The sequence below is a fragment of the Pusillimonas sp. SM2304 genome (assembly GCF_031628915.1).
Lineage (GTDB): Bacteria > Pseudomonadota > Gammaproteobacteria > Burkholderiales > Burkholderiaceae_B > Pusillimonas_C.
Window position 1 is genome coordinate 694,686 of the sequence record NZ_JAVLUJ010000001.1, and the last position, 21,308, is coordinate 715,993.

Below are 21,308 nucleotides of genomic sequence, written 5' to 3' on the forward strand. Positions count from 1 at the left end.
CTTGCCTTCACTTGCAGGCGTTGCCCGTTATTGCTTGGTAAGGCCGGACTTGCTCACGACCCCTTCCCATTTCGCAAACTCCTTATGAAGGAATTTTGCGAAATCATCCGGCCCAGATGCCACAATATCAGCCCCTAAAGAGTCGAACTTCGCTTTCACTTCAGGCTGCTGCAAGACCTCGCGCACAGCCGCCTGAAGCGTGTCCACCACCGCGTCAGGCGTACCTTTGGGCACAAACATGCCATTCCATTCATATACTTGATAGCCCTCTAGCCCCGATTCCGCCATTGTTGGTGTGTCTGGCAGCAATGCATTTCGCTTTGGCGAAGTGATGGCCAGTACTTTCACCTGCCCGTCTTTGGCCAACGGCAATGAGGAAGAAATATTCGTGAACATCATGTTCACCTGGCCACCCACAGTGGCCATGATTGCCGGCCCCCCGCTTTTATAGGGCACATGCAACATTTCCAGCGCCCATCCTTGCCGGAACAGCTCACCCGCCATGAATTGCACTGTGCCGGTCCCGCCCGAAGCGAAAGTCAGCTTGCCAGGCTCTGCCTTGGCTGTCTTGACGACATCCTCGATGCTATTGAGTTCCGAAGATGTAGGAACCACCAGAATATTGGGCGTAACCGACACCATGGTCAACGGCGCCAAATCAACCGCGGGATCAAAATTCAATGTGTGCAACGCAGGATTGATGGACAACGGCGTTGCGTCATAGAGCACGGTATAACCGTCCGCTTTGGCGCGGGCGACATACGACTCGCCAATCATCCCGCTTGCGCCCGACTTGTTCTCCACTACCACGCTTTGATTGAGCTTCTTGCCCAGATTGAGGGCAATCACCCGGGCCAAGGCATCGGCAGTCCCGCCCGGAGCATAGGGAACGACGAGTGTTATGGGCCGGTCCGGATAGTTCGCCGCAGCCACGGCAGGAATTGCCGAGATGGCGACCAAGGCGCCCACAATGATTTTTTTCATACTTATCTCTCCCAGTTCATGTTGTGTGTTGATTTTTCCGAGCGTTGCTCAGGCCTGGGTATTGTGGGATTGTGTTTCACTGAATACAATAGCGTATCGTGTACTAGAACATGTTCTGACCAATGAAAAGCTCAAAAAAATCTGATGATTCCGATTCCGGCACCCAGGACGGGGTCGAGGCCGTGCGTCGGGCGATGCGCATCCTTCAGGCTTTCAGCATGGACGACTCTTATCTTTCGCTCGCAGAATTAAGCCGCCGAACCGGGGAACACCGCTCTACCGTACTGCGGCTGGCAAGAACATTGGCAATGGATGATTACCTTGCCCAACGCGCTGACGGAACATGGCGGCTGGCCCGGGCTGCCGGCTGGCTAGGCGCCTGCTATCAAGCGACATTCAACGTGCACGACGTGGTCGAGCCCGTCCTGCGCGAACTCTCTGCAACCACAGGGGAAAGCGCCACTTTTTATGTGCGGGAAGGAAACCAGCGGATCTGCGTCGTGCGTGTGGAAGGGCCAAGATCCATACGCCATCACGTCCGGGTCGGTGCAGGGCTGCCGTTGAATCTTGGCGGCCCCGGCAGGGTCATTCTGGCATTCTCGGGTGAAGCCGGCGAGCCGTACGAGTCAATACGACGCGCGGGCTACATGATTTCACTGGGTGAGCGCGATCCCGAGGTTTCCAGCATCTCGGCTCCCATCTACAGCGTCAACTGGACACTCCTTGGCGCCATCTGCATATCAGGCCCGCTATCAAGGCTGACTGAACAGGTCCTGGAAGCACAAAAAGAGGTGATTCTTGCCGCGGCAAGCCACTTGTCACGCGCAATGATGGGCGTACATCAGGGAACCAAAGTGGCCAGGCACTTCAGCCAATAGCCCATCGAAAGGCAAACGGATGACAATGCCGGCATAACCCTAAAAGGACGCTTGCCACACAATCACATAAGCATTATGTTTCATCAGACAGAGCGTGTTTCACTAGCAGAAACATAGTTGCGATAAATGAAATAACTACCTAGAGTAAGCCTCGCACTAAAACAATTATTGGGAGGTTGTAGATGATTTCGTTTCGCACTTTGTTTGCATGCGGCCTGATGACCGCACTCATGGGTTTACCTGGCTTGGCCAACGCAGCCGACAACTACCCACAGCGCGTCATCAAGCTGATCGTTCCATTTCCACCGGGCGGCGGGACAGACATGTTCGGGCGTGTCGTGGCTGAAAAGCTGACTAACGAGTTTGGCTGGAATATTGTTGTAGAGAATCGTCCAGGCGCAGGCGGAAATATCGGCGTGGACGCTGCGGTAAAGTCAGCGCCCAATGGATACACAATCGTGCTGGGACAAACCAGTAATCTGGCCATTAACCCCACGCTGTATCCAAATCTGCCCTACGATCCGCTGAAAGATCTCACGCCAATCGTATTGGTGGCGGCGTCTCCCATTGTCCTTGCCGTCGGCGCGGACTCCCAGTACAAAAGCCTGGCCGACGTCGTTGCGGCCTCCAGGGAAAAGCCCGAAAGCGTCTCGCTAGGCTTCTCCGGAAATGGCACTGTTTCACACCTGGCCGGAGCATTCATGCAAAGCACCGGTGATATCAAGTTCATGATGGTGCCTTACAAAGGGGCGTCTTTCGCAATCACGGATTTAATGGGAAATCGTATTGACATGTACATGTCATCCGTCCCAACGCTTCTTGGCTCTATACAAGACAAGAAGCTCCGGGCATTAGGCGTCACATCGTCCAAACGCGTCGGCGTATTGCCGGATGTCCCGACACTGGGTGAAACCAAGGACTTCCAGGGCTACGAAGCAATTACCTGGTTTGGCTTGCTGGCGCCCTCTGGAACGCCTCAGCCAATTATTGCCAAGATCAATGACGCTGTTAACAAAGTGCTCGATGATGAATCCGTAGTCAAAAAGCTGGAAGCAGAAGGAAGTATTGTGCTTGGCGGGACCTCTGAACAGTTTAAACAACGCTTGGCATCGGATACCGAGCTGTGGGCCAAAATCATTCGTGACGCTGGCGTAAAGCTGAATTAACAGGGCGGGCTAATGAGCGCTGCAGGCGTGAGTTTTGCCTGTTCGACCTTGACTGAATCCCAAAGGCGGCAGGGCGAATCCGCCTAAAAACCCCTTGCCAAAGCAGCCACCAATATACCGCCAGCAATGGCTGGCAAGGGCCTTTTGAACAGCAGCATAAGAATGGCTGTGGTCAGCAGAGCCAGGCGGGCTCCGTTATCGCCCGTCACCGCCATGGGGGCAAGCAGCGCCACCAGCACAGAACCCGACATGCCCTGGATAAACCGCTTTACCCCTTTGCTGATCGGCACGAAGGACATCACATACACACCGCCCCAGCGGGTTGCCAATGTCACGACCGCCATGACAAGCACCGTAATCAACGCCCCTGTACCTGTCCCGTCAAGACTCATCGTCCTGCCCTCCAAAAACCGTTCCGGCAACGCCGCCTGTCAATGCGCCTACGATGACATGGCTGTTCTCCGGCAAATACCAGTAAGCCAGCAGAGATGAAAAACCCGCCACCGCCCAGATGGCCACCATGCGCAGATTTTTCTCACCGCTGACCACCATGGCGAGCAGGAAACAGCCCATGATCATATCCAGGCCGAAACGCCTGGGGTCGCTGATGGCGTTGCCGAAGTAGGTTCCGATCCAGCTGCCGATCACCCAGAATACCCACAGGGCAAGACCGCCTCCGAATAGCAGGCCCAGGCCTGGCTTTCCACGGCTGAATGCCTGCATGGACATCGCCCAATTGGCGTCGGACGCCACCAGCATTACGCCATAGCGCTTTACAGGCGGCAGCCGGCGCAGCCAGGGATACAGTGTGGCGCCCATGAGCAGGTGCCGGGCGTTGATTGCAAAAACCGTGGCTATCATGGCAAGCAGCGGTATCTGCGCCCCCCATAAATCCAGGGCAGCAAATTGGGCGGCGCCGGCAAAAACCAGCATGCTCATGACGATGACGATCGAATGGCTAAGACCAGCCTGCGCGGCAGCCAGGCCGAAGGCCGCCCCGAAGGCCGTCACAAACAGGGCAATCGGCGTCAGTTGCCTGAAGCCGGACCAGACCAGAGACCGGTCCAACTGATGCAATCCAGTATTGGCGTTTGCCATCTTTGTTCCTTTAACTCCATGTTTTTTTTGGAAGGGATGTACTATGCGCCAGAAATATGATTTATGAAAGCGGATAATTCATAGGGCCATTATTCGTTTATCTAATGATTATTCAGCCCCCATGGAAGTTTCCGTGTTCCGCAGCCGCGCATCGCAGGGCTCCGAAGCGGTGGATCGGCTCTATAAACTGCTGGTCAAAACGCTCAGGGTGTCGGAAGGCGCGTAGGCGGTTGCGCTTGGTCTTCGGCTTCAGCGTTCCCGCTAATAATCCGTAAGCGAACCGTCTCTCAGGCATGGATTGCGGTCCGCTTTAGCTGCGCGCCGAATCGCATCGCGTCCAATGACCGTTTTATGCACTTCGCTGGAGCCCTCGCCAATCTGATTCAATTTGGCGTCGCGGAAGAAACGTTCGAGCGGGAAGTCCTTCAAATACCCCCGCCCCCCAGTCAGCTGGAGAGCATCCGTAACGACCTTCATTCCTAGGTCTGTGGCGTGCAGCTTGGCCATTGATGCATAGATCGCGCTGTCGGCGTCTCCGCTGTCGTATTTGTCGGCCGCCAATGCAACCAAGGCGCGCGCGGCCTCGATCTGAGTGACCATCTCGGCGAACATCCATTGCACGCCCTGATGGCCGCCCAGCGATTTTCCGAAAACATCACGATCACATGCATAGGTCGCGGCGATTTCCACCGCGCCGATGGCTCGGCCCAAAGCCATGGAGGCATGTCCGATGCGAGCCCTAACGAGCGCATCCTGTGCGAGATTGAACCCATCCCCCTCTTGGCCCAGGCGATGGGTAGCCGGAACTCTTACATCTTTCAGATAGATAGAGGCTATCGGTACGCCATACCATCCCAGCTTTCCCGCGGACGGTCCTATCGTCACTCCCTTGGCATCACGAGACACCAGCGCCGCAATAAACTTCGAGCTATCATCGATAGAGCGCCCCACGATCACCAACCAGTCCGCCGTTCCAGCTCGCGTAATGAACTTCTTCTCACCGTTGATCACATAATCATCGCCCGTTCGCTGCATCGTCGTTTTCAATGAACGGACATCTGATCCTGCGCCCGGCTCGGTCAACCCGAACGCAGCCTGTATCTCGCCGTTCGCAAGCCGCGGCACAAGGGCCGCCTTTAATTCATCCGACGCCCCCGCTACGATAGCCCGGGCGGACAAGTCGGCCCCGGTAATCATCGACGCCGCTGCGCTGCATACCCGCCCCAGCTCTTCAATGATGCGTATTCGAACCGCTTGCCGTGCGTCCGTGCCGCCATACTGCTCGGGAAAGGCCGTTGCGATAATGCCGGCCCCGGCCAGGAGACGAAAAGTGTCCCAGGCAAAATCATCTTTGCTTCCTACTTGCGCGGCATTGGGACCTATATCGGCATCACAGATGGCTCGGAGCCGAGTGATGAGCACGCGCTCCTCGGAAGTTAATTTATTCAGAAAATGGTCGCCGAATAACCTGGACATTGTTTTCCCTTTTCGTTGCCGGCCGCCGCAACTTGCCGGCCATTTGCTTGTTGAACTAGTACTGCTTCAGTCGATCTGCAGTTTCCCTTCCTCGATAACCGCCTTCCATTTCTCGTACTCCTGATCGACGAAAATATCGAACTGTGCATGATCGCGCGGCGTGAGCTCCAGCCCCAGGGTAGAAAACTGCTGCTGAACATCGGGCATCTTCAGAATGCCGGCAATGTCGTTCGAAAGCTGCTCGACGATGCCATCCGGCACCTTGGCCTGCGTCACGAAGCCGAACCATGTGCTCGCCTGATAATCCGGCAGACCGGCCTCTTTCGCCAGCGCCGGAATGCCGGGCAGCAGTGACGACTCATATGATGTCGTCACGGCCAGGCCGCGCAGCTTCCCGGAATCGATATGCGGCTTGGCCAGCGGACTGGACAGCGGCATCATGTCCACCCGCCCCGCAATCAAGTCCGTCATGGCGTCCGGCTGCCCACGATAGGGCACATGCGTCAGATTGATACTGGCCTGCTGGGCCAGCATCACGCCGGCCAGGTGTATGGACGTGCCCATGCCGGGCGAAGCGAAGGTCAGGGGATCGGCTTCGCGTTCCTTGGCCAGGGAGATCAGATCGCCTATGGTCTTGACCGGCAGCGACGCAGGCACGGCAATCACGTTGGGGATCTCCCCGAAACCGTGTATACCCCTAAAGTCGTTGTTGGGATCCCATTTGGGTTTCTTGGCCAAAGGGGGCAGGATGACATGTCCTGGGCTGACGCACAGAAGCGTGTAACCATCCGGCGGCGCTGACATCGCTGTTTCCGTCCCGATGGCACCGCTCGCCCCGGCCTTGTTGTCCACAATAACGGGCTGTCCGTATTTCTGTGAAAGCTTCTCTCCGATGCTGCGGGCAATCTGATCCACCACTCCACCGGCCGTGAATGGCACAATGATTTTTATCGGCCTATCGGGATAAGCTGCAGCGGCCGCGTGATGGCCGCCAAGAACACCTGCCAGCGCAACGAACAGGCTGGTCACCGCCTTACTGTATATATTCATGTTTTGTCTCCGATGAATTGAAATTATTTATTCTTCATTGCCGATACACTCTGCTCATTCAACCTGCAGATTTTCCTGAGCGATCACGTGCGCCCACTTTTTGTTCTCTGCCGCAATAAAGGAATCGAAGGCGAATGCATCGCGAACGTGAAGCTCAATACCCAGCGTTTCAAGCTTGGCCCGCACGTCAGGCATTCCCAAGATCAGTCCAATATCATTCGAGAGCTGTTCCACAACAGCGTCCGGAGTCGCATAAGGCGCAACGAACCCCGTCCACGTGCTTGCTTGGTAATCAGGCAAGCCCGCCGCCTCGGCAACGGTGGGGACATTGGGTAGTTTGGACGTTCTTGCACCCGAGGTCATTGCCAGAATACGCAGTGCCCCGGTTTTTACATGCGGCATCGCAATGGACGCTGCCAGTGGCATCATGGTGATGCGCCCGGCAATGAGATCCGCGATCGCATCGGGTTGGCCGCGGTAAGGAATATGGCTCAACGAGACGTTGGCTTGCTGCGCAAGCAGTGCGCCTGCCAAGTGTATGGATGTTCCGACGCCGCCCGAACCGATCGTGAGGGGGGCTCTGGTGCTGTCCTTGGCCAGTTGCAACAGCGCTGCGAGACTATCCGCGGGTACGGCATCGTGCACGGCTATGACCGTGGATATCTCTCCAACACCTTGTAAAGCGCGAAAATCCTTTTCAGCGTCCCATGCTGGTTTCCGGGTCAAATTAGGCAAAATGGTATGGGCCGGACTAATACACAAGATCGTATAACCATCAGGGCTTGCCTTGGCCACGTACTCGGTCCCGATGGAACCGCCCGCCCCGGTGCGATTCTCGACCACCACAGGTTTTCCATATTTCTCCGACAGTTTCTCTCCGACTAGCCGGGCCGTTGAGTCTACCCACCCGCCCGCCGGAAATGGGACCACGATTTTTATGGGACGATCGGGATAAGCTGCAGCGTGTGCCTGCGTCATGGCAGTGGCAAGAACCAGCAGCGTAGCGGCAGCAACACATATCGCATACCGTTTGAAAACACACATCATGGCGAAGTCTCCTATTGTCGTGGCGGCCTGGTCAGATAAAGCCGGTTGCGTGTTCGATCTCACGCACGGCTTTCAACAGCTGCGGCGCGACTGTTTTTGACAGAAAATCCTTGTTTACTTGAGCGCCCGTAAGCGTGCAGTTAAGCGCGATGCCCTCCTCGCGAGCAGACCGGCGTATCGGAGCGGCGATGCCATGAATTTCTTTCTTCCAGTCGCCCCTGGAATGGCAATAAGCCCTACGCTGGAACTCCTTCACATCCGCATTCCATAAGGGAAGCAAGCGCCTGTACTCAATCGGATCCTCTACCCGGATCCTGTTCAGCAAGGACTCTCGCTCCTTGACCCCGCTACCCAGCAGCAAAGCCCGGCCCACGGAAGTGGCCAGTACGGGCCTTGTGCTTCCGATATCCGGCCTGTAAATATTGCTCTCATCCAATCGGCAGGTTTCCACAAAGACAACACGCGTTCTATCCAGCATCCCCAGATTGATGGTGCATCCGGTGTCCTGCGCCAGCTTTTCCATGAAGGGCCTAATAACCTGTCGTATGGTCAAACTGGCCAAAAACGGATAGCCCAAGGACAACACGCCGGGGCCCAACCGGTATTTCTGCAAGCCGCTCACGTGGCTCAGATAACCCAGCAGCGTCAACGTATACGTCAGCCGTGATACCGTGGCCTTGGCCAGCCCGGTCCGGTCGCAGATTTCCCGATTTCCCAGTACGGGCTGATCAGCGGTAAAAACCCTGAGTATGGCCATGCCACGCGCCAGACTGACGGCAAACTGCCTGTCGGTGGCATGAAGCTGATCGGGTACGTGCTCGTTTAATGGCATGGTCAATACTCTTCTCCAGAATGCCCAGCTTATGATCGTGATCAGGTAGGGATTATGTCAACGGATAGTGCCGCATATCCGTATTGTGTTTCGCTTAGCGGAACAATACTTGTTAACCCGCTTGGCGACTCTATAAAGTGCTCAATCAAGTCCTAATGGAGCATGGCGTGGAGACAAAAGGAAATACAGCGGGACCACTGGCGGGCGTCCGGATCCTGGATATGGCAACGGTCGTGGCAGCTCCCTTCGGCGCCACGCTATGCGCCGACCACGGGGCCGACGTCATCAAGCTGGAACTGCCGGATGGCAGCGACGCGCTGCGGGGCCTGCAACCCATCAAGGACGGTAAACCCCTGTGGTGGAAGACGGCGAACAGAGGCAAAAGGGGCATCACACTCGACGTTCGCACCAACGAAGGCCGTATGGCTTTCCTGCGCATGCTGCCGCATTTTGATGTGCTGGTAGAGAACTTTCGCACCGGCACCCTAGACAGATGGGGACTGGATGCCAAAACACTTTTCGCAATTAATCCACGGCTGATTATTCTGCGATTGACCGGCTTTGGTCAGACGGGTCCCTACAAGACACGCCCAGGCTACGCGCGCATATTCGAAGCCATGAGCGGTCTCACCAACCTGACGGGCCCCGTCGACGGCCCGCCATTGCATTCAAATTTCCCGATCGGCGATGCGGTGGCTGGGTTGTTCGGCGCATTCTCGATTGCATCAGAAGTGGCGCGGCTGCGCTCCAGTCCCGACGAGATAGGCGTCGAGATTGATCTTTCGGCCACAGAAGCTTTATTTCGCTTTCTGGATCCCTTGCCCGTCGAGCACGAGCAGCTTCAGCAAGTACGCACACACGAAGGCAATACCGCCGGCTATACAGCGCCCTCAGACATGTACCGAAGTCGGGACGATGTGTACTTTTCGCTGGTCGCCTCATCGAACTCGATTTTCGCCCGCCTGTGCCACTGCATAGGCAAGCCGGAATGGATAAGCGATTCCCGATTCAGCTCGAATCCGGCCCGTGTTGAAAACATGGCTGCGCTTGACGCGGGGCTGCGCGCCTGGTTCGAACAGCAGCCCTACGAAAATATTCAGAACAGGCTCGAGTCCGAGAACGTGCCCTTCAGCAAGGTATATACCATTGAAGACATAGTCCGGGATCCTCAATTTTGCGCCCGCGAAGCCATTATCCGCCTGCCTGATCCCGACTACGGCAGTCTCCCCGCTCCATGTATCGTCCCTCGCGCCGTCGGCCGAAATATCGAGCCCCCAAGATCCGGTCCTGGTATCGGCGAACACAACGATCAGGTTTATGAAGAGCTTGGCTTTTCCCCAGAAGAAATCCAGCACCTGCGCCGAACCGGCGCAATCTAATTGGAGACATGATGCCTTCCTCACTCCTGCCCGATACGTTTATGGCGCTTCGCTCTGACTACATCGACAAGCGCGTTACTTCGACGCTGACATCGTTGAGACTGGATGACTTGTCCGCCGGCGAGGTCATTATCCGGACACGGTATGCAGGCGTGAATTACAAGGACTGCCTATCCATAAAAGGCAAGGCAAAAGTAATTACCAGTTACCCACGGATTGCGGGGATCGAGCTGGTGGGAGACATCGTCCACGCTTCCGTCGACGGATTCTCGGCAGGCCAGGCGGTCATCGTTCATGGATTCCAAACCGGCATCGCATTTGACGGCGGGTTCGCCGAGTACGCCCGAGTGCCCGCGGCACACGTCATGGCAATTCCCGCCGGATTGAGTCCCTGCCAGGCCGCCATGATAGGCGTGCCAGGCTTCACAGCCGCCATGGCGTTGGAGCGATTCCAGCAGCTCGGCATCGGACCCGAATTCGGCATGATCGCGGTCAGCGGCGCTACCGGCGCCGTAGGCATCCTTTCGATACTGATTCTATCCCGGGCCGGCTATCGCGTGGCGGCCCTGACAAGGCGAATAGAGGAAAAGTCCGCGCTCATGGCACTGGGCGCATCGGAGATCATCGACGCCCGGCAAATCGCGGACGAAACGAAACTCGTGGAAACGCCGCGTTTCGCCGCCGCCATAGACAACGTCTCCGGGCACACGCTTTCGTGGTTATTGCGCTCTCTTCAGGATGGCGGCGCCCTGGCAGCAGTCGGCAACGCGTCCGGGAACGGGTTCGAAACCAATATTCTTCCCTTCATTCTTCGTGGCATAGATATGTTCGGCATAGTGGCCAATGCACCCTGGCCGGTCCGCGAACGACTTTGGAATAGGTTGGCCACAGACTGGCGCCCCGATTTTTCACTGCTCAAACCGCACATCCACACAATAGGTATCGATGGCCTGTTGGAGTATGCCGACGACCACTTGAGCGGAAAAGCGTCAGGCCGCACACTATTGCGCTTTTAAAGCAGGCTCCGTGCTGCCCCTATAGGGGAGTCTACTCTTATGGAAGCTCGACTATGACGGATATCGATATCCAGTATTTGCGGCAGTGGATAGGAAAAACCACCCGTTGGGACGGCCGGATTACCGCAGAACCCTTCGCCCGCATGGCGGCAACCTTGGGCAGACTCGACCTGCTGAACGGAAAAGCACCGGCTCTGCCCCCTTTGTGGCATTGGCTATATGGCCAGCCCATATTGGAGCAATCCCAGCTTAGAGCCGACGGGATGCCGCTCGAGTCAGACATCCTGCCACCTATTTCCTTACCTAGAAGAATGTGGGCATCCAGCGCATTGCAATTTCACGACGATCTTCATGTGGGCGGCGCCATCCGCCGAGCGTCCAGGATTGCCAATATTGCGCACAAGCAGGGACGTACAGGAGAGCTGGTTTTTGTGGAGCTGGAGCACACACTGACCGGCCCCCAAGGGGTCGCGCTGACCGAGCGCCACACTATCGTATTTCGCGGCCTTGGGGAAAAAAGGCCGATGAAGCCCGCAAAAACCCAGCAGGACGGTGACCCAGCCTGCCGCAGCGCCGAACAGGAGCCAGAACCCGACCATTCGAGAGAGATCGTGCCGGATGAGATTTTGCTGTTCCGCTATTCAGCCCTGACCTCTAATTCGCATCGCATCCATTATGATCGCCCCCATGCAACACAAACAGAAGGCTATCCCGGACTAGTCGTTCATGGGCCCTTGATCGCTACGCTATTGCTCGACCTTGTCGATCGCCACTGCCCAAGGCGGCGTATACAGTCGTTCTCATTCAAAGCCGTGCATCCCATCTTCGATCTGCATCCCTTCCGTCTGAACCTGCGCCTTCACCCGTCCTCGGGCAAACAGTTCACCACATGGGCCACAGACTATCGCAACAGGACCTGCATGCACGCTGAAGGCATATTCAACTGAAGGGTCCCAGCGTCTTCGGGCGACCCTTCGAGCGGACGCACATCCATTTTTTCCATAAAAGTTTTTAGCTGCTTACGCAAGGTCTCGCATAACTTTAAATATCCCTAGTTTTTTTAGGCGCAACCAGCCTCCTGCCAAGGCGAACGTACCATTGTCCAAATCGGACGCCGATCCAGCCTACGAACGCGCCAGCCAACACTTCGACGGGCCAGTTAACACCAGAGACGATGCTCAGCAAGCAGCCAAGTATCACATAAAACTGAAGCCACTTCCTTGCCCGGCCACCTACATGTTTCCAGGCCAGGCAGGCGAACATCAGTGATATCGCAGGCGCTGAAGCTGGCATCCCTTCGTGCCACAGAACTGGACTTTGAGCCGCAACTGCATCTTGAAGCACAGCCCATGGCCGAGGCATCAAAGTGACATTCTGGAACGTGTACAAGGAACACCAGACCACACTGAAAGCCATGATGAGCCCAACCATGAACTCCCCCATGCTCTCAAGTTCCTGCTCAGTTGCAGTGTGCCGTATCCGCAGGTAGCGATAGCCAAGGGCGATGGCAACAAAAGCAACCGCCCAATAGCTGTACCCATAGCTTGCCAATTCCCAGATTCGGCCAAGATAAGGGAAATGCAACGAGTAGAGAACAGTAAACAGCCACTCATTCAAACCGAACCAATCGTAGAGCAGTTCTTTCACCATCGTTATCCTTCGGTTGTTGCAATAAGCGCCGGCATGCGGACACGCCTCACTCCATAGTTATTATTCTGCCCCGCCCGGGGGGAGCATTGTTGAGTTAATAAACATCCTCACTGCCTAATATTCTTCCGCGTTCACTTTTCAGAACAAGATGAACATTTAGGTTCACATTCGCGAACGTTTTTTTTATTCATTGATGCGAGGTATGAAATTGTTATGAAATGAACGCCAGCATATTTTTTGACCTGTGGCCTTTAAGGCATGACGCTTTCATCCCTGATTTTTCTCTCCTTCTTGTCGGCGCCCATTGCATACTTAGCAGCACGCTATGGGAGCTCGTCATTTCTGGCGCTCATCCCTGCGTTGTTGTTTATTGGGTTTGCGTGCCATGGTCCTGTGGTCACGCAACTGGGCGCCGTCGTTCAGCATGTTCATTGGATACCGGCCCTGGGAATCTCGCTCTCGTTTCGGCTTGACGGCCTGTCCCTGATATTTGCTTTGCTGATCACAGGGATCGGCACAGCCATTTTTCTCTATGCTTCCGCCTATCTTCCAAGGAACTGGCAGACTCCCCGGTTTTTTGCGGCATTGGCCGTTTTCATGGCGTCAATGCTCGGCGCAGTCATTTCAGATGATCTTTTCGGGCTGCTGGTATTTTGGGAGCTGACAAGCTTATCGTCGTTCATGTTGATTGGATTCAACCCCAGTCAAGCAGAGTCCCGGCGCTCCGCACAGCAAGGCTTGCTTATCACTGTCGCAGGAGGCCTGGCCATGCTTGCCGGTATCGTCCTGCTGGGCAATCTTGCAGGAACCTACCGGATATCCGAGATACTCACGACCGATGTAAGCGCTATGCTTACGGCCCCCATCGGTTCGGTGGTTCTCATCCTGATCGCCATCGGTGCATGCTCCAAGTCTGCCCAGTTTCCATTGCACTCATGGTTAGCCAACGCAATGGTGGCCCCCACACCGGTGTCCGCCTACCTGCATTCGGCAACCATGGTAAAGCTCGGCGTCTATCTCATGGCACGCCTAAGCCCCGCCCTATCGGATATAGAACTTTGGACGCCCTTGCTGGTCGGTGTGGGCTGCATCACCATGCTTTCTGGAGCGATTCTCGCGCTTCGCGAAACCGACCTTAAGCGCATCCTGGCTTATACAACCATTGTGTCTCTTGGGACACTCATCACACTGATCGGAATCGACCATCCCACCGCGACCACAGCCATGGTGACCTTCCTTGTCGTGCATGCCCTTTACAAAGCATGTCTATTCATGGTCGCTGGCATGATCGATCATTCAGCCGGGACAAGGGATAGTTCGATACTTGGCGGTTTGGCTCAAAACATGCCCATTACGGCGGGAGTTGCCTGCGCGGCCTGCCTGTCCATGGCGGGCATCCCTCCATTATTTGGATTTATTGGCAAAGAACTGATCTACGAGGCCGCAATTTCCGCTGAACTTTCGATTATTGCATTTGCTGTCGTCATACTGGCTAACGCATGTATGGTAGTGGTCGCAGGGGTGATTGCATTGCGCTGCTTTCTTGGCACCCCGTCAGAAACCCTGAAACAGTCTGGCTCAACTCCTCATGATCCATCAATCAGCATGTGGATAGGGCCCCTGGTCCTGGCGGTATTGGGACTGGTTCTAGGGCTTATGCCAAGGTGGATTCAAGATCTGCTGGCCGCTTCGGCCACTGCGGTCCAGGGTGAGGTCATTGAGCCTCAGCTAAACCTATGGCATGGATTTACGCCAATGCTGGCGCTGAGCGTGGTGACCTTGGCCATCGGAACCGGTATTTATCTTTGCTGGAGCCGCATCCAGCGGCGTTTGACGGATTGCCGCCTGATCGACGACTGGGGCCCCGATGCGCTGTATGACCGGGCCCTGGATGCGCTGGTCAGATTCTCCGGCTGGCAAACCGGCCTGATTCAAACCGGCAGCTTGCGTCACTATATGGCGATGAGCGTAGGTATCGTCACGGCAGCGACGTTGATCGCCATGGTGCTGAACGACGCACTGGCGCTTCCCCCGCTCCATGCAAAGGGGATCGGGGCGGAGGCCATATTGCCCATTCTATTAATTGCGGCCTCCATGATGGTGCTGCGCTCACGCAGCTTTATACAGGGAATCATCTCCGCGGGGACTGTCGGCTTTGGCGTGGCGATTGTATTTCTGCTGGGAGGCGCCCCTGACCTGGCCTTTACCCAGTTTTCAGTTGAAGCGCTGTCTGTAGTCATTTTGCTGGCAGTCATTGGCCACATGCCTTTCCGCACGTCCGACCCACGTTCATCCAGGCAACGGCTACGAGATGTCTTCATCGGAATGATGTTCGGACTGATGTTCGTCATCGTGATGTTCAGTGTAGTGGCACTGCCGTTCAACGAGTCTTTGTCCGACTTTTTCCGTGAATCCAGCTACCCATTGGCTCACGGGCGCAATCTCGTCAACGTCATCATTGTGGATTTCCGGGCACTGGATACCTTAGGAGAGATAACCGTGCTGGCCCTGGCGGCCTTAGCCGCAGTCGCGGTGTACTTCAGCGCCGGGAAACAGAATGAACCCCTTGATGATGATGCAAGGGCCGCTTCCGGGGCAGTGCAATGAACTCCATCATTTTCAGGGTCGGGTCTACCGTCGTCCTTCCGTTCGCTTTACTGCTATCGCTCTACTTGCTTTGGCGCGGCCATAACGAGCCGGGCGGAGGATTTATTGGCGGCCTCATTGCGGCGGCTGGCTATGCCTGCTATGCCTTGCCTCGCGGACATGCAGCGCTCAGGAAAGTCCTGCCTATTGACTCGTTGCAACTCCTGGCATTTGGACTTAGCGCTGCATTGATCTCCGGCATAGCCGGGTTAATGGGGAATGCCGCGTACCTGACGCATGCCTGGACAGAAGTTGCGGGTATTGCTCTAGGTACGACACTGCTGTTTGATATCGGCGTCTACCTCACTGTGCTCGGCGCCATTCTGACATTCCTCAGCCTTTTCCTGGAGCAATGAATGGAGCCGCTTTATATCATTGCAATTGGGGTAATGGCGGGTGTCGCAGCCTATCTTCTGATGTCTCGCAATGTGCTGCGCATGGTCTTGGGCCTGCTACTGCTCGGCAACGCAGCCAACCTCACCCTCTTCGTCGCCGGCCGCCTTGGCTCTAGTTTGCCGCCGCTTATATCGGGTGATCAGATCACCATTGCCATGAGCGCCAACCCTCTGCCGCAGGCCCTTATCTTGACAGCGATTGTGATTTCATTTTCTCTGGTTGCCTTCACTGTGGTGTTACTGCATAAAGCGCATCAACGCCTGCATATTGTCGACACCGAGGAGATGAGAGTAGCGGAGCCCATCGCATCGGATACGGCCAGCGAGCTGAGCGAGGCTAAGCAATGATGTCGTCTCATGCCCTGCTCACCATCCCAATTGCGGCGCCTCTAGCTGGTTTGGCACTGACGACACTGCTATGGCGCACGGCCCATCTACAGCGGCTTGCCAGCCTTGTTTCAAGTTTCGTCTTCCTATTGAGTGCCATCGCATTGTTAAGCGCCACGATAGACGGCACCATTCTGGCGACCCAGTTTGGCTCATGGGAAGCTCCTTTCGGGATCAGCTTCGTTGCCGATAATCTGACATCGGCGATGGTGCTCATTACGGCCATCATGGCTGTGGTGATTGCGGTCTATCAACTGACTGATCCAGAAGAGCATGGCCGCCCGATGTTCCACCCCTTGTATCACGGGCTGCTGCTGGGGGTGACAGGTGCCTTTATGACCGGCGACATCTTCAATATGTACGTATGGTTCGAGATCATGCTGATCTCGTCCTTTGGCCTACTGGTGCTGGGAGGCACGAAAGAACAACTGGATGCCGGCGTAAAGTACGTGATGCTGAATCTCGTGATGACCACAATATTTCTTGTGGCCGTCGCCTTTCTATACGGTGCAACCGGCACATTGAACATGGCCGACCTTGCGAATCGAGTTCCCACGATAGAGAACACTGGCCTGGTGGGGGCCTTGGCCGTATTGTTCTTGTTGGCATTCGCCTCGAAAGCGGCATTATTCCCGCTGTTCTTCTGGCTACCTGCGTCCTACCACACAGCCAGCACGCCAGTACTGGCGATCTTTGCCGCTTTGCTGACCAAAGTAGGTGTATACGCCATTGTTCGATGCTTCACGCTTATTTTCCCGGTCACAGAGGGGCTGGCGATCATCATCGGCATCATCGCTGCGCTTACCATGATCACCGGCGTTCTTGGCGCGGCTTCCCACTTCGATATTCGAAAAATCCTTTCTTTTCATGTCATTAGCCAGATCGGCTACATGCTTGTAGGCGTTGCGATTGCAACGCCCCTGGCTCTTGCGGGTTCGGTGCTTTATATCGTGCATCACATTATTGTGAAGGCTAATCTTTTCTTGATCGGCGGCGTCATCAGAAGAAAGAGCGGCTCATATCAACTCAAACAGATCGGGGGCCTGCACCGGACTGCGCCCTTCCTTGCAATCATGTTTTGCATCCCCGCGCTATCGCTCGCGGGCCTGCCTCCTCTTTCGGGCTTCTGGGCTAAATACCTCGTCGTCAAGCCCAGTCTCGATGCGGGCAGTTGGTACTTGGCCGCCACTGCCTTGATCGTGGGCGTGCTCACGCTGTATTCCATGCTGAAAATCTGGAACGAAGCGTTCTGGAAGGCACCGGCAACACCAGCGCCCGCCCCCGCACCGGGTTCGAACAGCTCATTCGCTGCCCAATACGTTGCTATCGCTGCGTTATCGGCAATCACCCTGTGCATCGGCTTGAATCCTGAGCCGTTTGTGGTTTTCTCTGTCGACGCGGCGGGTCAGCTGACGAACCGTAGTCACTACATCAATGCTGTATTGGAGAGCCCCTATGCGCGCGATTAGCTGGTTATTCAACTGGACAGTGCTCATCCTCACCTTCGGCAGGGAGCTGGCCAAGTCCGTCCATGATGTTGTGTTGAACGTTCTCCACCCAAAGCGGGTTTCTCAAAGCGCCATCGTCGAGGTTCCTTTGGATGTGAAAAGCGACTTGGGCATTGCGCTTCTTGCAAACATGGTGACCTTGACTCCGGGCACGACGACACTGTACATCTCGGAAGATAAAAGCCGCCTGTACGCTCATGTGATGAACTACTCGGACTCGGTGATCCAGGACATCAAACAAGGGTTTGAACGCCAGATACTAAAGGTGCTGCGATGATAGATACCGTTTTCTCGGTGGCCATCGAGATCAGCAAATTTCTGCTGTTTCTGTCCATGATCCTGGTGTGCATACGCATAGTTCGTGGGCCGCATGCCGGGGATAGGGTGGTTGCCCTGGACATGCTGTGCCTGCTTGGCGTCGGCATTGCGGCGCTAGCCGCTATCGCCAGCGGCTCAATGGCATTTATCGACGTAGTGCTTGGCATCGCACTCATTGGCTTTCTCGCGACCGTAGCCTTTGCTGGCTTCATTGCGCGGGGGGCCGCGCAAGATAGAGAGGACTAAAATGTTGATATGGCTGTCCGCATTCTGTGTGCTCTCTGGATCCATCATCACGTTCATTGCTGCCTTGGGTGTCCTTCGCCTGCCTGACTTTTTCATGCGCATGCACGCGGCAACCAAAGCAGGCGTGGTAGGACCTAGCCTGATTCTGGTGGGAGCTGGCCTGTATCAGCCCTCATGGGATGCATGGATTAAGATTGCCCTGGCCATCTTGTTTCTTTTCATGACGACGCCGATTGCCTCTCACTTGCTAGGTAAAGCCGGTTTCATAGGTGGCGTCAGCCTTTGGGAGGGAACAGCGCGCAACGATTTGGACAATGTACTACCCTCCCATGTTTTCGTAGAGTCGGATGCTTCAACATCTAGCGAGCAGCCAGCGGCTAAGACGATGGCCAGCGCACCCAAGGCACTGCCAGAGCAGTGAGATCCGGCCGTGCTGCAGCATTAATAACATGCCAGTGCGTGGCAAGAGGAGTCCGATATTTTGAAGTGGTTCCGTCGTATACCTCTATTGGTCAGAATTCCGTTGCTGTCGGCAATCATGATTTTTGCGATTGCCATGCTGGTCACGCAGATCGCAGTCTTCAGCTTATCGAAGCAATATGAACAGTTGACCGAGCGTGTGGGTCAAGTCTATCTGGACGGTCTGTCTGCTTCCGTGCTGCCCGCCTATCGAAAGAATGACTCCGAAGGCATTGACCGCGCGTTGCGGCAATCCTTGGATTTCTATTTAGGCATAGTGGACCGGCAACTCGTGCTTATCGACGAAGACGTCGGCATCATGGCCCACGTATCGGGCCCAAACCTGGAAGCGACAACACCGCCTCCCGACGCCATTTCCCTCGCCTCAAAGGGGTATTTTTATGAGCCTGAATCCCAAAGCATGTGGGTCTGGCGTGAGTTAGGGGAAAGCGGGATCATTGCCGCGAACCTAGACCTTTCTGAATACGCTCAAAAGCGCTCTGCCTTGCACTTGCAGCTCGTGTTGATTGGTGCGCTAATGAGCATCGTCGCCGCGTTTGTCGGCTACATCGTCATTCGCCGCATGCAACGCCCCTTAAGGACCATCAACGAACATTTATCAAACGCGGTCGCGTTCGGCCCCCAGGAAATTGAAGAATCACATATTCCGAAGGACGACGAAGAAACGTCCACGCTCATGCAGGCATACAATCGCATGACCACAGCGGTGCAGGATCGCGAAAGGCTGTCCGAGCAACTTGCCAAGCAGGACCAGCAAGCATTGCTGGGCCGCATTGCTGCAACACTGGCCCACGAGCTGCGCAACCCGCTCGCCGGGATGATGACGGCCCTTCAGACTATACGCATGTACGGTGAAAATGACCGTATTCGAGGAGAGGCATTGGATTTCATTGACCGCGGAGTTCAGTCTCTTCAGGGGGTTGCCGAGGCGACGCTAAAGGCGTATCGTCCAAGCGCTCCAGGCCCTGACCTGGAAAGCCGGGACCTGCATGACGTGCTCTTGCTGGTAGACCCCCATGCGGCACGCAAAAGAGTGAATGCGGCACATCATCTTTCGCCATTTTCTTCGGTGAAGCTCGATGCGTTCAAGATTCGGCAAATTGCTCTGAACCTTCTGCTCAACGCCATCCAATCTTCACCCGCGGGCGGCACCGTGGCGCTTGAGGCATCATACCGTGACAACGTCTTCACCATGAAGGTAAGCGACGAAGGCGAAGGGCTACCCCAGCATGTACGAAACTTTCTTTTGGCCGGGGATGCGGTACTCAGCGACAGGTCGCTGGGGTTAGAGATCGTACGTCGCCTGACCCAAGACATGAAGGGTGAAATTGCGGTGTACAACCAAGGAGGCCGAGGCTCTACCATCGAGTTAAGATTCCCCTTAACGGAGATTGACACTCAATGAAACGGGATAATATTGATGTACTTCTAGTTGAAGATGATGGCGTCTTGGGCGGTGCCGTAGCACAGCGTCTGCGTTTAGAGGGGATATCGGTTCACTGGGCGCAAACTATTTCTGATGCGTTGGGAAGCCTGGAAAAGTACGAACCTGCACTCATGATGTGCGACATTAGGCTGCCCGACGGAACCGGTACGGACTTGTATAAGCGGGCGGGAAAGCTCATCTGGGAAACGGACGTCATTTTTGCGACGGCATACGCAGATATTCAGCAGGCAATTGACTTGGTCAAAACAGGCGCCACTGACTACTTGATAAAGCCGTATGACATTAATGATCTTGTCAGGCGAATTAAGTCGAGTCTTGCACGTGCCTCGCTGCCGCGTGGCGCAAAGGTTTCCCTGCGCGGCTTCCACTATGAAACCCCGGAGATGGGCCGGGTTGTATCTCAGTTAAAGCGGCTGGCACGAGAAAGCTTCTCAATATTGCTGCTAGGAGAAAGCGGCACGGGCAAGGAAATGGCTGCCCGGCTTATCCACGAGGCCTCCGGACGAGCGCCAGCACCTTTCATTCCTGTCAGTTGTGCGGACATCACCGAGACAACGCTGGAAAATAAATACTTCGGCAGTGAGATTGCCCCAGCACATGGTTCCCTGACGCCCAGTATAGGTTTGCTAGAACAAGTTGGCACTGGCACTTTATTCCTCGACGAAATTTGCGAAATGCATCCAAAAATGCAAATTCTTCTTGCCCGGGCGCTGCAGGATGGCGGCTTCCACAGGATAGGGGGCAATACATTTGTACCGTTCAAGGGGCGTGTCGTGGCGGCGACCACCGCAGATATCAACGCAGCGCTCGAATCAGGCCAATTGCGTGCCGACCTTTATTATCGCTTGCAGAATGCCCAACTCACTCTCCCTCCTCTACGCGGACGAGTGGCGGATATCATTCCACTCACCGAGAAGCTTTTGGAAGCTTATGGTTCCAACAATCCGTTAACTCCTTTCTCGCTTTCCGACGCAACCAAAAGGGCGCTTATCACGCATCAGTGGCCCGGAAACATGCGCGAACTTACAAATAGGGTCGCGCAGGCCTGCGCATTGGCCGACAAGTCCGTACTCAATGTCAGCGACATCTTCCCTGAAATGGCTCAGCAGCCAACTACGCCGCCCTCTCTCTCTCATGCACGCGCAAGCGCTGAACGAGAAGAGATCGAGCGGGTGATCGCCGAGTGCGGCGGAAGAATCGGTGAAGCCGCAAAGCGGCTTGGTATATCGCGGACTACCTTGTGGAAGCGGCGGCAAAGCGAGGGACAGTCATGAGCATAGAGGCGAGCGGCGCAAACCAAAGCAC

The 21,308-nt window shown here is 55.6% G+C and carries 22 protein-coding genes; 14 read left to right on the forward strand and 8 right to left on the reverse strand.

The window, feature by feature from the left end:
• Positions 1–27 precede the first annotated feature (27 nt).
• Entirely contained in the window at positions 28–984 is a 957-nt protein-coding gene (locus RE432_RS03210; RefSeq protein WP_310931769.1) for a tripartite tricarboxylate transporter substrate binding protein, read from the reverse strand.
• Between the two features lie 122 nt (positions 985–1,106).
• Between RE432_RS03210 and RE432_RS03215 the strand changes: the two genes are divergently transcribed.
• Positions 1,107–1,862: an IclR family transcriptional regulator gene (locus RE432_RS03215; RefSeq protein ID WP_310931770.1), complete on the forward strand. Its 756-nt coding sequence runs from the start codon at positions 1,107–1,109 to the stop codon at positions 1,860–1,862.
• A gap of 182 nt (positions 1,863–2,044) precedes the next feature.
• Positions 2,045–3,028, forward strand: coding sequence for a tripartite tricarboxylate transporter substrate binding protein (locus RE432_RS03220; RefSeq protein ID WP_310931771.1), 984 nt, complete (start codon positions 2,045–2,047; stop codon positions 3,026–3,028).
• An 83-nt stretch (positions 3,029–3,111) separates the two neighbouring features.
• Here RE432_RS03220 and RE432_RS03225 read toward each other — a convergent pair whose 3' ends face one another.
• The 6 genes from RE432_RS03225 to RE432_RS03255 all read right to left on the reverse strand — a co-directional run bounded on the left by RE432_RS03225 (position 3,112) and on the right by RE432_RS03255 (position 8,531).
• A complete protein-coding gene (locus RE432_RS03225) occupies positions 3,112–3,420 on the reverse strand; it encodes an AzlD domain-containing protein (RefSeq protein ID WP_310931772.1) in 309 nt (102 codons plus the stop codon).
• Positions 3,410–4,126: an AzlC family ABC transporter permease gene (locus RE432_RS03230; RefSeq protein ID WP_310931773.1), complete on the reverse strand. Its 717-nt coding sequence runs from the start codon at positions 4,124–4,126 to the stop codon at positions 3,410–3,412. Before RE432_RS03230 ends, RE432_RS03225 begins: the two co-directional genes overlap by 11 nt.
• Before the next feature lie 261 nt (positions 4,127–4,387).
• Positions 4,388–5,602 (reverse strand): acyl-CoA dehydrogenase family protein, encoded by a 1,215-nt coding sequence (locus tag RE432_RS03240; protein WP_310931774.1) that lies wholly within the window; start codon positions 5,600–5,602, stop codon positions 4,388–4,390.
• 66 nt (positions 5,603–5,668) lie between these two features.
• Positions 5,669–6,652 carry a tripartite tricarboxylate transporter substrate binding protein gene (locus RE432_RS03245; RefSeq protein ID WP_310931775.1) on the reverse strand — a complete coding sequence of 328 codons (984 nt, stop codon included), beginning with the start codon at positions 6,650–6,652 and terminating at the stop codon, positions 5,669–5,671.
• Positions 6,653–6,706: 54 nt separating this feature from the next.
• Entirely contained in the window at positions 6,707–7,699 is a 993-nt protein-coding gene (locus RE432_RS03250) for a tripartite tricarboxylate transporter substrate-binding protein (RefSeq protein WP_310931776.1), read from the reverse strand.
• A gap of 31 nt (positions 7,700–7,730) precedes the next feature.
• Positions 7,731–8,531: an IclR family transcriptional regulator gene (locus RE432_RS03255; protein ID WP_310933012.1), complete on the reverse strand. Its 801-nt coding sequence runs from the start codon at positions 8,529–8,531 to the stop codon at positions 7,731–7,733.
• Between the two features lie 155 nt (positions 8,532–8,686).
• Here RE432_RS03255 and RE432_RS03260 point away from each other — a divergent pair, with 155 nt between their 5' ends.
• Genes RE432_RS03260 through RE432_RS03270 form a run of 3 tightly spaced genes read left to right on the forward strand, consistent with a single transcriptional unit; the run spans position 8,687 to position 11,873 of the window.
• Entirely contained in the window at positions 8,687–9,910 is a 1,224-nt protein-coding gene (locus tag RE432_RS03260) for a CoA transferase (protein WP_310931777.1), read from the forward strand.
• A gap of 41 nt (positions 9,911–9,951) precedes the next feature.
• The gene (locus tag RE432_RS03265; RefSeq protein ID WP_310931778.1) at positions 9,952–10,926 is read left to right on the forward strand and encodes a YhdH/YhfP family quinone oxidoreductase; all 975 of its coding nucleotides are present in this window, start codon (positions 9,952–9,954) and stop codon (positions 10,924–10,926) included.
• A 53-nt stretch (positions 10,927–10,979) separates the two neighbouring features.
• The gene (locus RE432_RS03270; RefSeq protein ID WP_310931779.1) at positions 10,980–11,873 is read left to right on the forward strand and encodes a MaoC family dehydratase N-terminal domain-containing protein; all 894 of its coding nucleotides are present in this window, start codon (positions 10,980–10,982) and stop codon (positions 11,871–11,873) included.
• A 94-nt stretch (positions 11,874–11,967) separates the two neighbouring features.
• Here the strand turns inward: RE432_RS03270 and RE432_RS03275 are convergent, their stop codons facing one another.
• Entirely contained in the window at positions 11,968–12,576 is a 609-nt protein-coding gene (locus RE432_RS03275; protein ID WP_310931780.1) for a hypothetical protein, read from the reverse strand.
• Between the two features lie 258 nt (positions 12,577–12,834).
• Here RE432_RS03275 and mbhE point away from each other — a divergent pair, with 258 nt between their 5' ends.
• Genes mbhE through RE432_RS03320 form a run of 9 tightly spaced genes read left to right on the forward strand, consistent with a single transcriptional unit; the run spans position 12,835 to position 21,277 of the window.
• Positions 12,835–15,183, forward strand: coding sequence for a hydrogen gas-evolving membrane-bound hydrogenase subunit E (gene mbhE, locus RE432_RS03280; protein ID WP_310931781.1), 2,349 nt, complete (start codon positions 12,835–12,837; stop codon positions 15,181–15,183).
• Complete coding sequence (locus RE432_RS03285; RefSeq protein WP_310931782.1) at positions 15,180–15,578, forward strand: MnhB domain-containing protein; 399 nt, start codon at positions 15,180–15,182, stop codon at positions 15,576–15,578. The genes mbhE and RE432_RS03285 overlap by 4 nt, the downstream gene beginning before the upstream one ends.
• Positions 15,579–15,965 carry an NADH-quinone oxidoreductase subunit K gene (locus RE432_RS03290; RefSeq protein ID WP_310931783.1) on the forward strand — a complete coding sequence of 129 codons (387 nt, stop codon included), beginning with the start codon at positions 15,579–15,581 and terminating at the stop codon, positions 15,963–15,965.
• Complete coding sequence (locus RE432_RS03295; RefSeq protein WP_310931784.1) at positions 15,962–17,473, forward strand: proton-conducting transporter membrane subunit; 1,512 nt, start codon at positions 15,962–15,964, stop codon at positions 17,471–17,473. The genes RE432_RS03290 and RE432_RS03295 overlap by 4 nt, the downstream gene beginning before the upstream one ends.
• Positions 17,460–17,789 carry a Na+/H+ antiporter subunit E gene (locus RE432_RS03300; protein ID WP_310931785.1) on the forward strand — a complete coding sequence of 110 codons (330 nt, stop codon included), beginning with the start codon at positions 17,460–17,462 and terminating at the stop codon, positions 17,787–17,789. The genes RE432_RS03295 and RE432_RS03300 overlap by 14 nt, the downstream gene beginning before the upstream one ends.
• Positions 17,786–18,076, forward strand: a complete 291-nt coding sequence (locus RE432_RS03305; protein ID WP_310931786.1) for a monovalent cation/H+ antiporter complex subunit F — start codon at positions 17,786–17,788, stop codon at positions 18,074–18,076. The genes RE432_RS03300 and RE432_RS03305 overlap by 4 nt, the downstream gene beginning before the upstream one ends.
• 1 nt (position 18,077) lies before the next feature.
• On the forward strand, positions 18,078–18,497 hold the full coding sequence (gene mnhG, locus RE432_RS03310; protein ID WP_310931787.1) for a monovalent cation/H(+) antiporter subunit G: 420 nt from the start codon (positions 18,078–18,080) through the stop codon (positions 18,495–18,497).
• Positions 18,498–18,557: 60 nt separating this feature from the next.
• Complete coding sequence (locus RE432_RS03315; protein WP_310931788.1) at positions 18,558–19,961, forward strand: HAMP domain-containing sensor histidine kinase; 1,404 nt, start codon at positions 18,558–18,560, stop codon at positions 19,959–19,961.
• Complete coding sequence (locus RE432_RS03320) at positions 19,958–21,277, forward strand: sigma-54 dependent transcriptional regulator (protein ID WP_310931789.1); 1,320 nt, start codon at positions 19,958–19,960, stop codon at positions 21,275–21,277. The genes RE432_RS03315 and RE432_RS03320 overlap by 4 nt, the downstream gene beginning before the upstream one ends.
• The last annotated feature ends 31 nt before the right edge of the window (positions 21,278–21,308 follow it).

Bases quoted from the DNA above. Each gene is read 5' to 3' on its own strand.
- RE432_RS03210 (WP_310931769.1), bottom strand. From the start codon at position 984: ATGAAAAAAATCATTGTGGGCGCCTTGGTCGCCATCTCGGCAATTCCT.
- RE432_RS03215 (WP_310931770.1), top strand. From the start codon at position 1,107: ATGAAAAGCTCAAAAAAATCTGATGATTCCGATTCCGGCACCCAGGAC.
- RE432_RS03220 (WP_310931771.1), top strand. From the start codon at position 2,045: ATGATTTCGTTTCGCACTTTGTTTGCATGCGGCCTGATGACCGCACTC.
- RE432_RS03225 (WP_310931772.1), bottom strand. From the start codon at position 3,420: ATGAGTCTTGACGGGACAGGTACAGGGGCGTTGATTACGGTGCTTGTC.
- RE432_RS03230 (WP_310931773.1), bottom strand. From the start codon at position 4,126: ATGGCAAACGCCAATACTGGATTGCATCAGTTGGACCGGTCTCTGGTC.
- RE432_RS03240 (WP_310931774.1), bottom strand. From the start codon at position 5,602: ATGTCCAGGTTATTCGGCGACCATTTTCTGAATAAATTAACTTCCGAG.
- RE432_RS03245 (WP_310931775.1), bottom strand. From the start codon at position 6,652: ATGAATATATACAGTAAGGCGGTGACCAGCCTGTTCGTTGCGCTGGCA.
- RE432_RS03250 (WP_310931776.1), bottom strand. From the start codon at position 7,699: ATGATGTGTGTTTTCAAACGGTATGCGATATGTGTTGCTGCCGCTACG.
- RE432_RS03255 (WP_310933012.1), bottom strand. From the start codon at position 8,531: ATGCCATTAAACGAGCACGTACCCGATCAGCTTCATGCCACCGACAGG.
- RE432_RS03260 (WP_310931777.1), top strand. From the start codon at position 8,687: ATGGAGCATGGCGTGGAGACAAAAGGAAATACAGCGGGACCACTGGCG.
- RE432_RS03265 (WP_310931778.1), top strand. From the start codon at position 9,952: ATGGCGCTTCGCTCTGACTACATCGACAAGCGCGTTACTTCGACGCTG.
- RE432_RS03270 (WP_310931779.1), top strand. From the start codon at position 10,980: ATGACGGATATCGATATCCAGTATTTGCGGCAGTGGATAGGAAAAACC.
- RE432_RS03275 (WP_310931780.1), bottom strand. From the start codon at position 12,576: ATGGTGAAAGAACTGCTCTACGATTGGTTCGGTTTGAATGAGTGGCTG.
- mbhE (WP_310931781.1), top strand. From the start codon at position 12,835: ATGACGCTTTCATCCCTGATTTTTCTCTCCTTCTTGTCGGCGCCCATT.
- RE432_RS03285 (WP_310931782.1), top strand. From the start codon at position 15,180: ATGAACTCCATCATTTTCAGGGTCGGGTCTACCGTCGTCCTTCCGTTC.
- RE432_RS03290 (WP_310931783.1), top strand. From the start codon at position 15,579: ATGGAGCCGCTTTATATCATTGCAATTGGGGTAATGGCGGGTGTCGCA.
- RE432_RS03295 (WP_310931784.1), top strand. From the start codon at position 15,962: ATGATGTCGTCTCATGCCCTGCTCACCATCCCAATTGCGGCGCCTCTA.
- RE432_RS03300 (WP_310931785.1), top strand. From the start codon at position 17,460: ATGCGCGCGATTAGCTGGTTATTCAACTGGACAGTGCTCATCCTCACC.
- RE432_RS03305 (WP_310931786.1), top strand. From the start codon at position 17,786: ATGATAGATACCGTTTTCTCGGTGGCCATCGAGATCAGCAAATTTCTG.
- mnhG (WP_310931787.1), top strand. From the start codon at position 18,078: ATGTTGATATGGCTGTCCGCATTCTGTGTGCTCTCTGGATCCATCATC.
- RE432_RS03320 (WP_310931789.1), top strand. From the start codon at position 19,958: ATGAAACGGGATAATATTGATGTACTTCTAGTTGAAGATGATGGCGTC.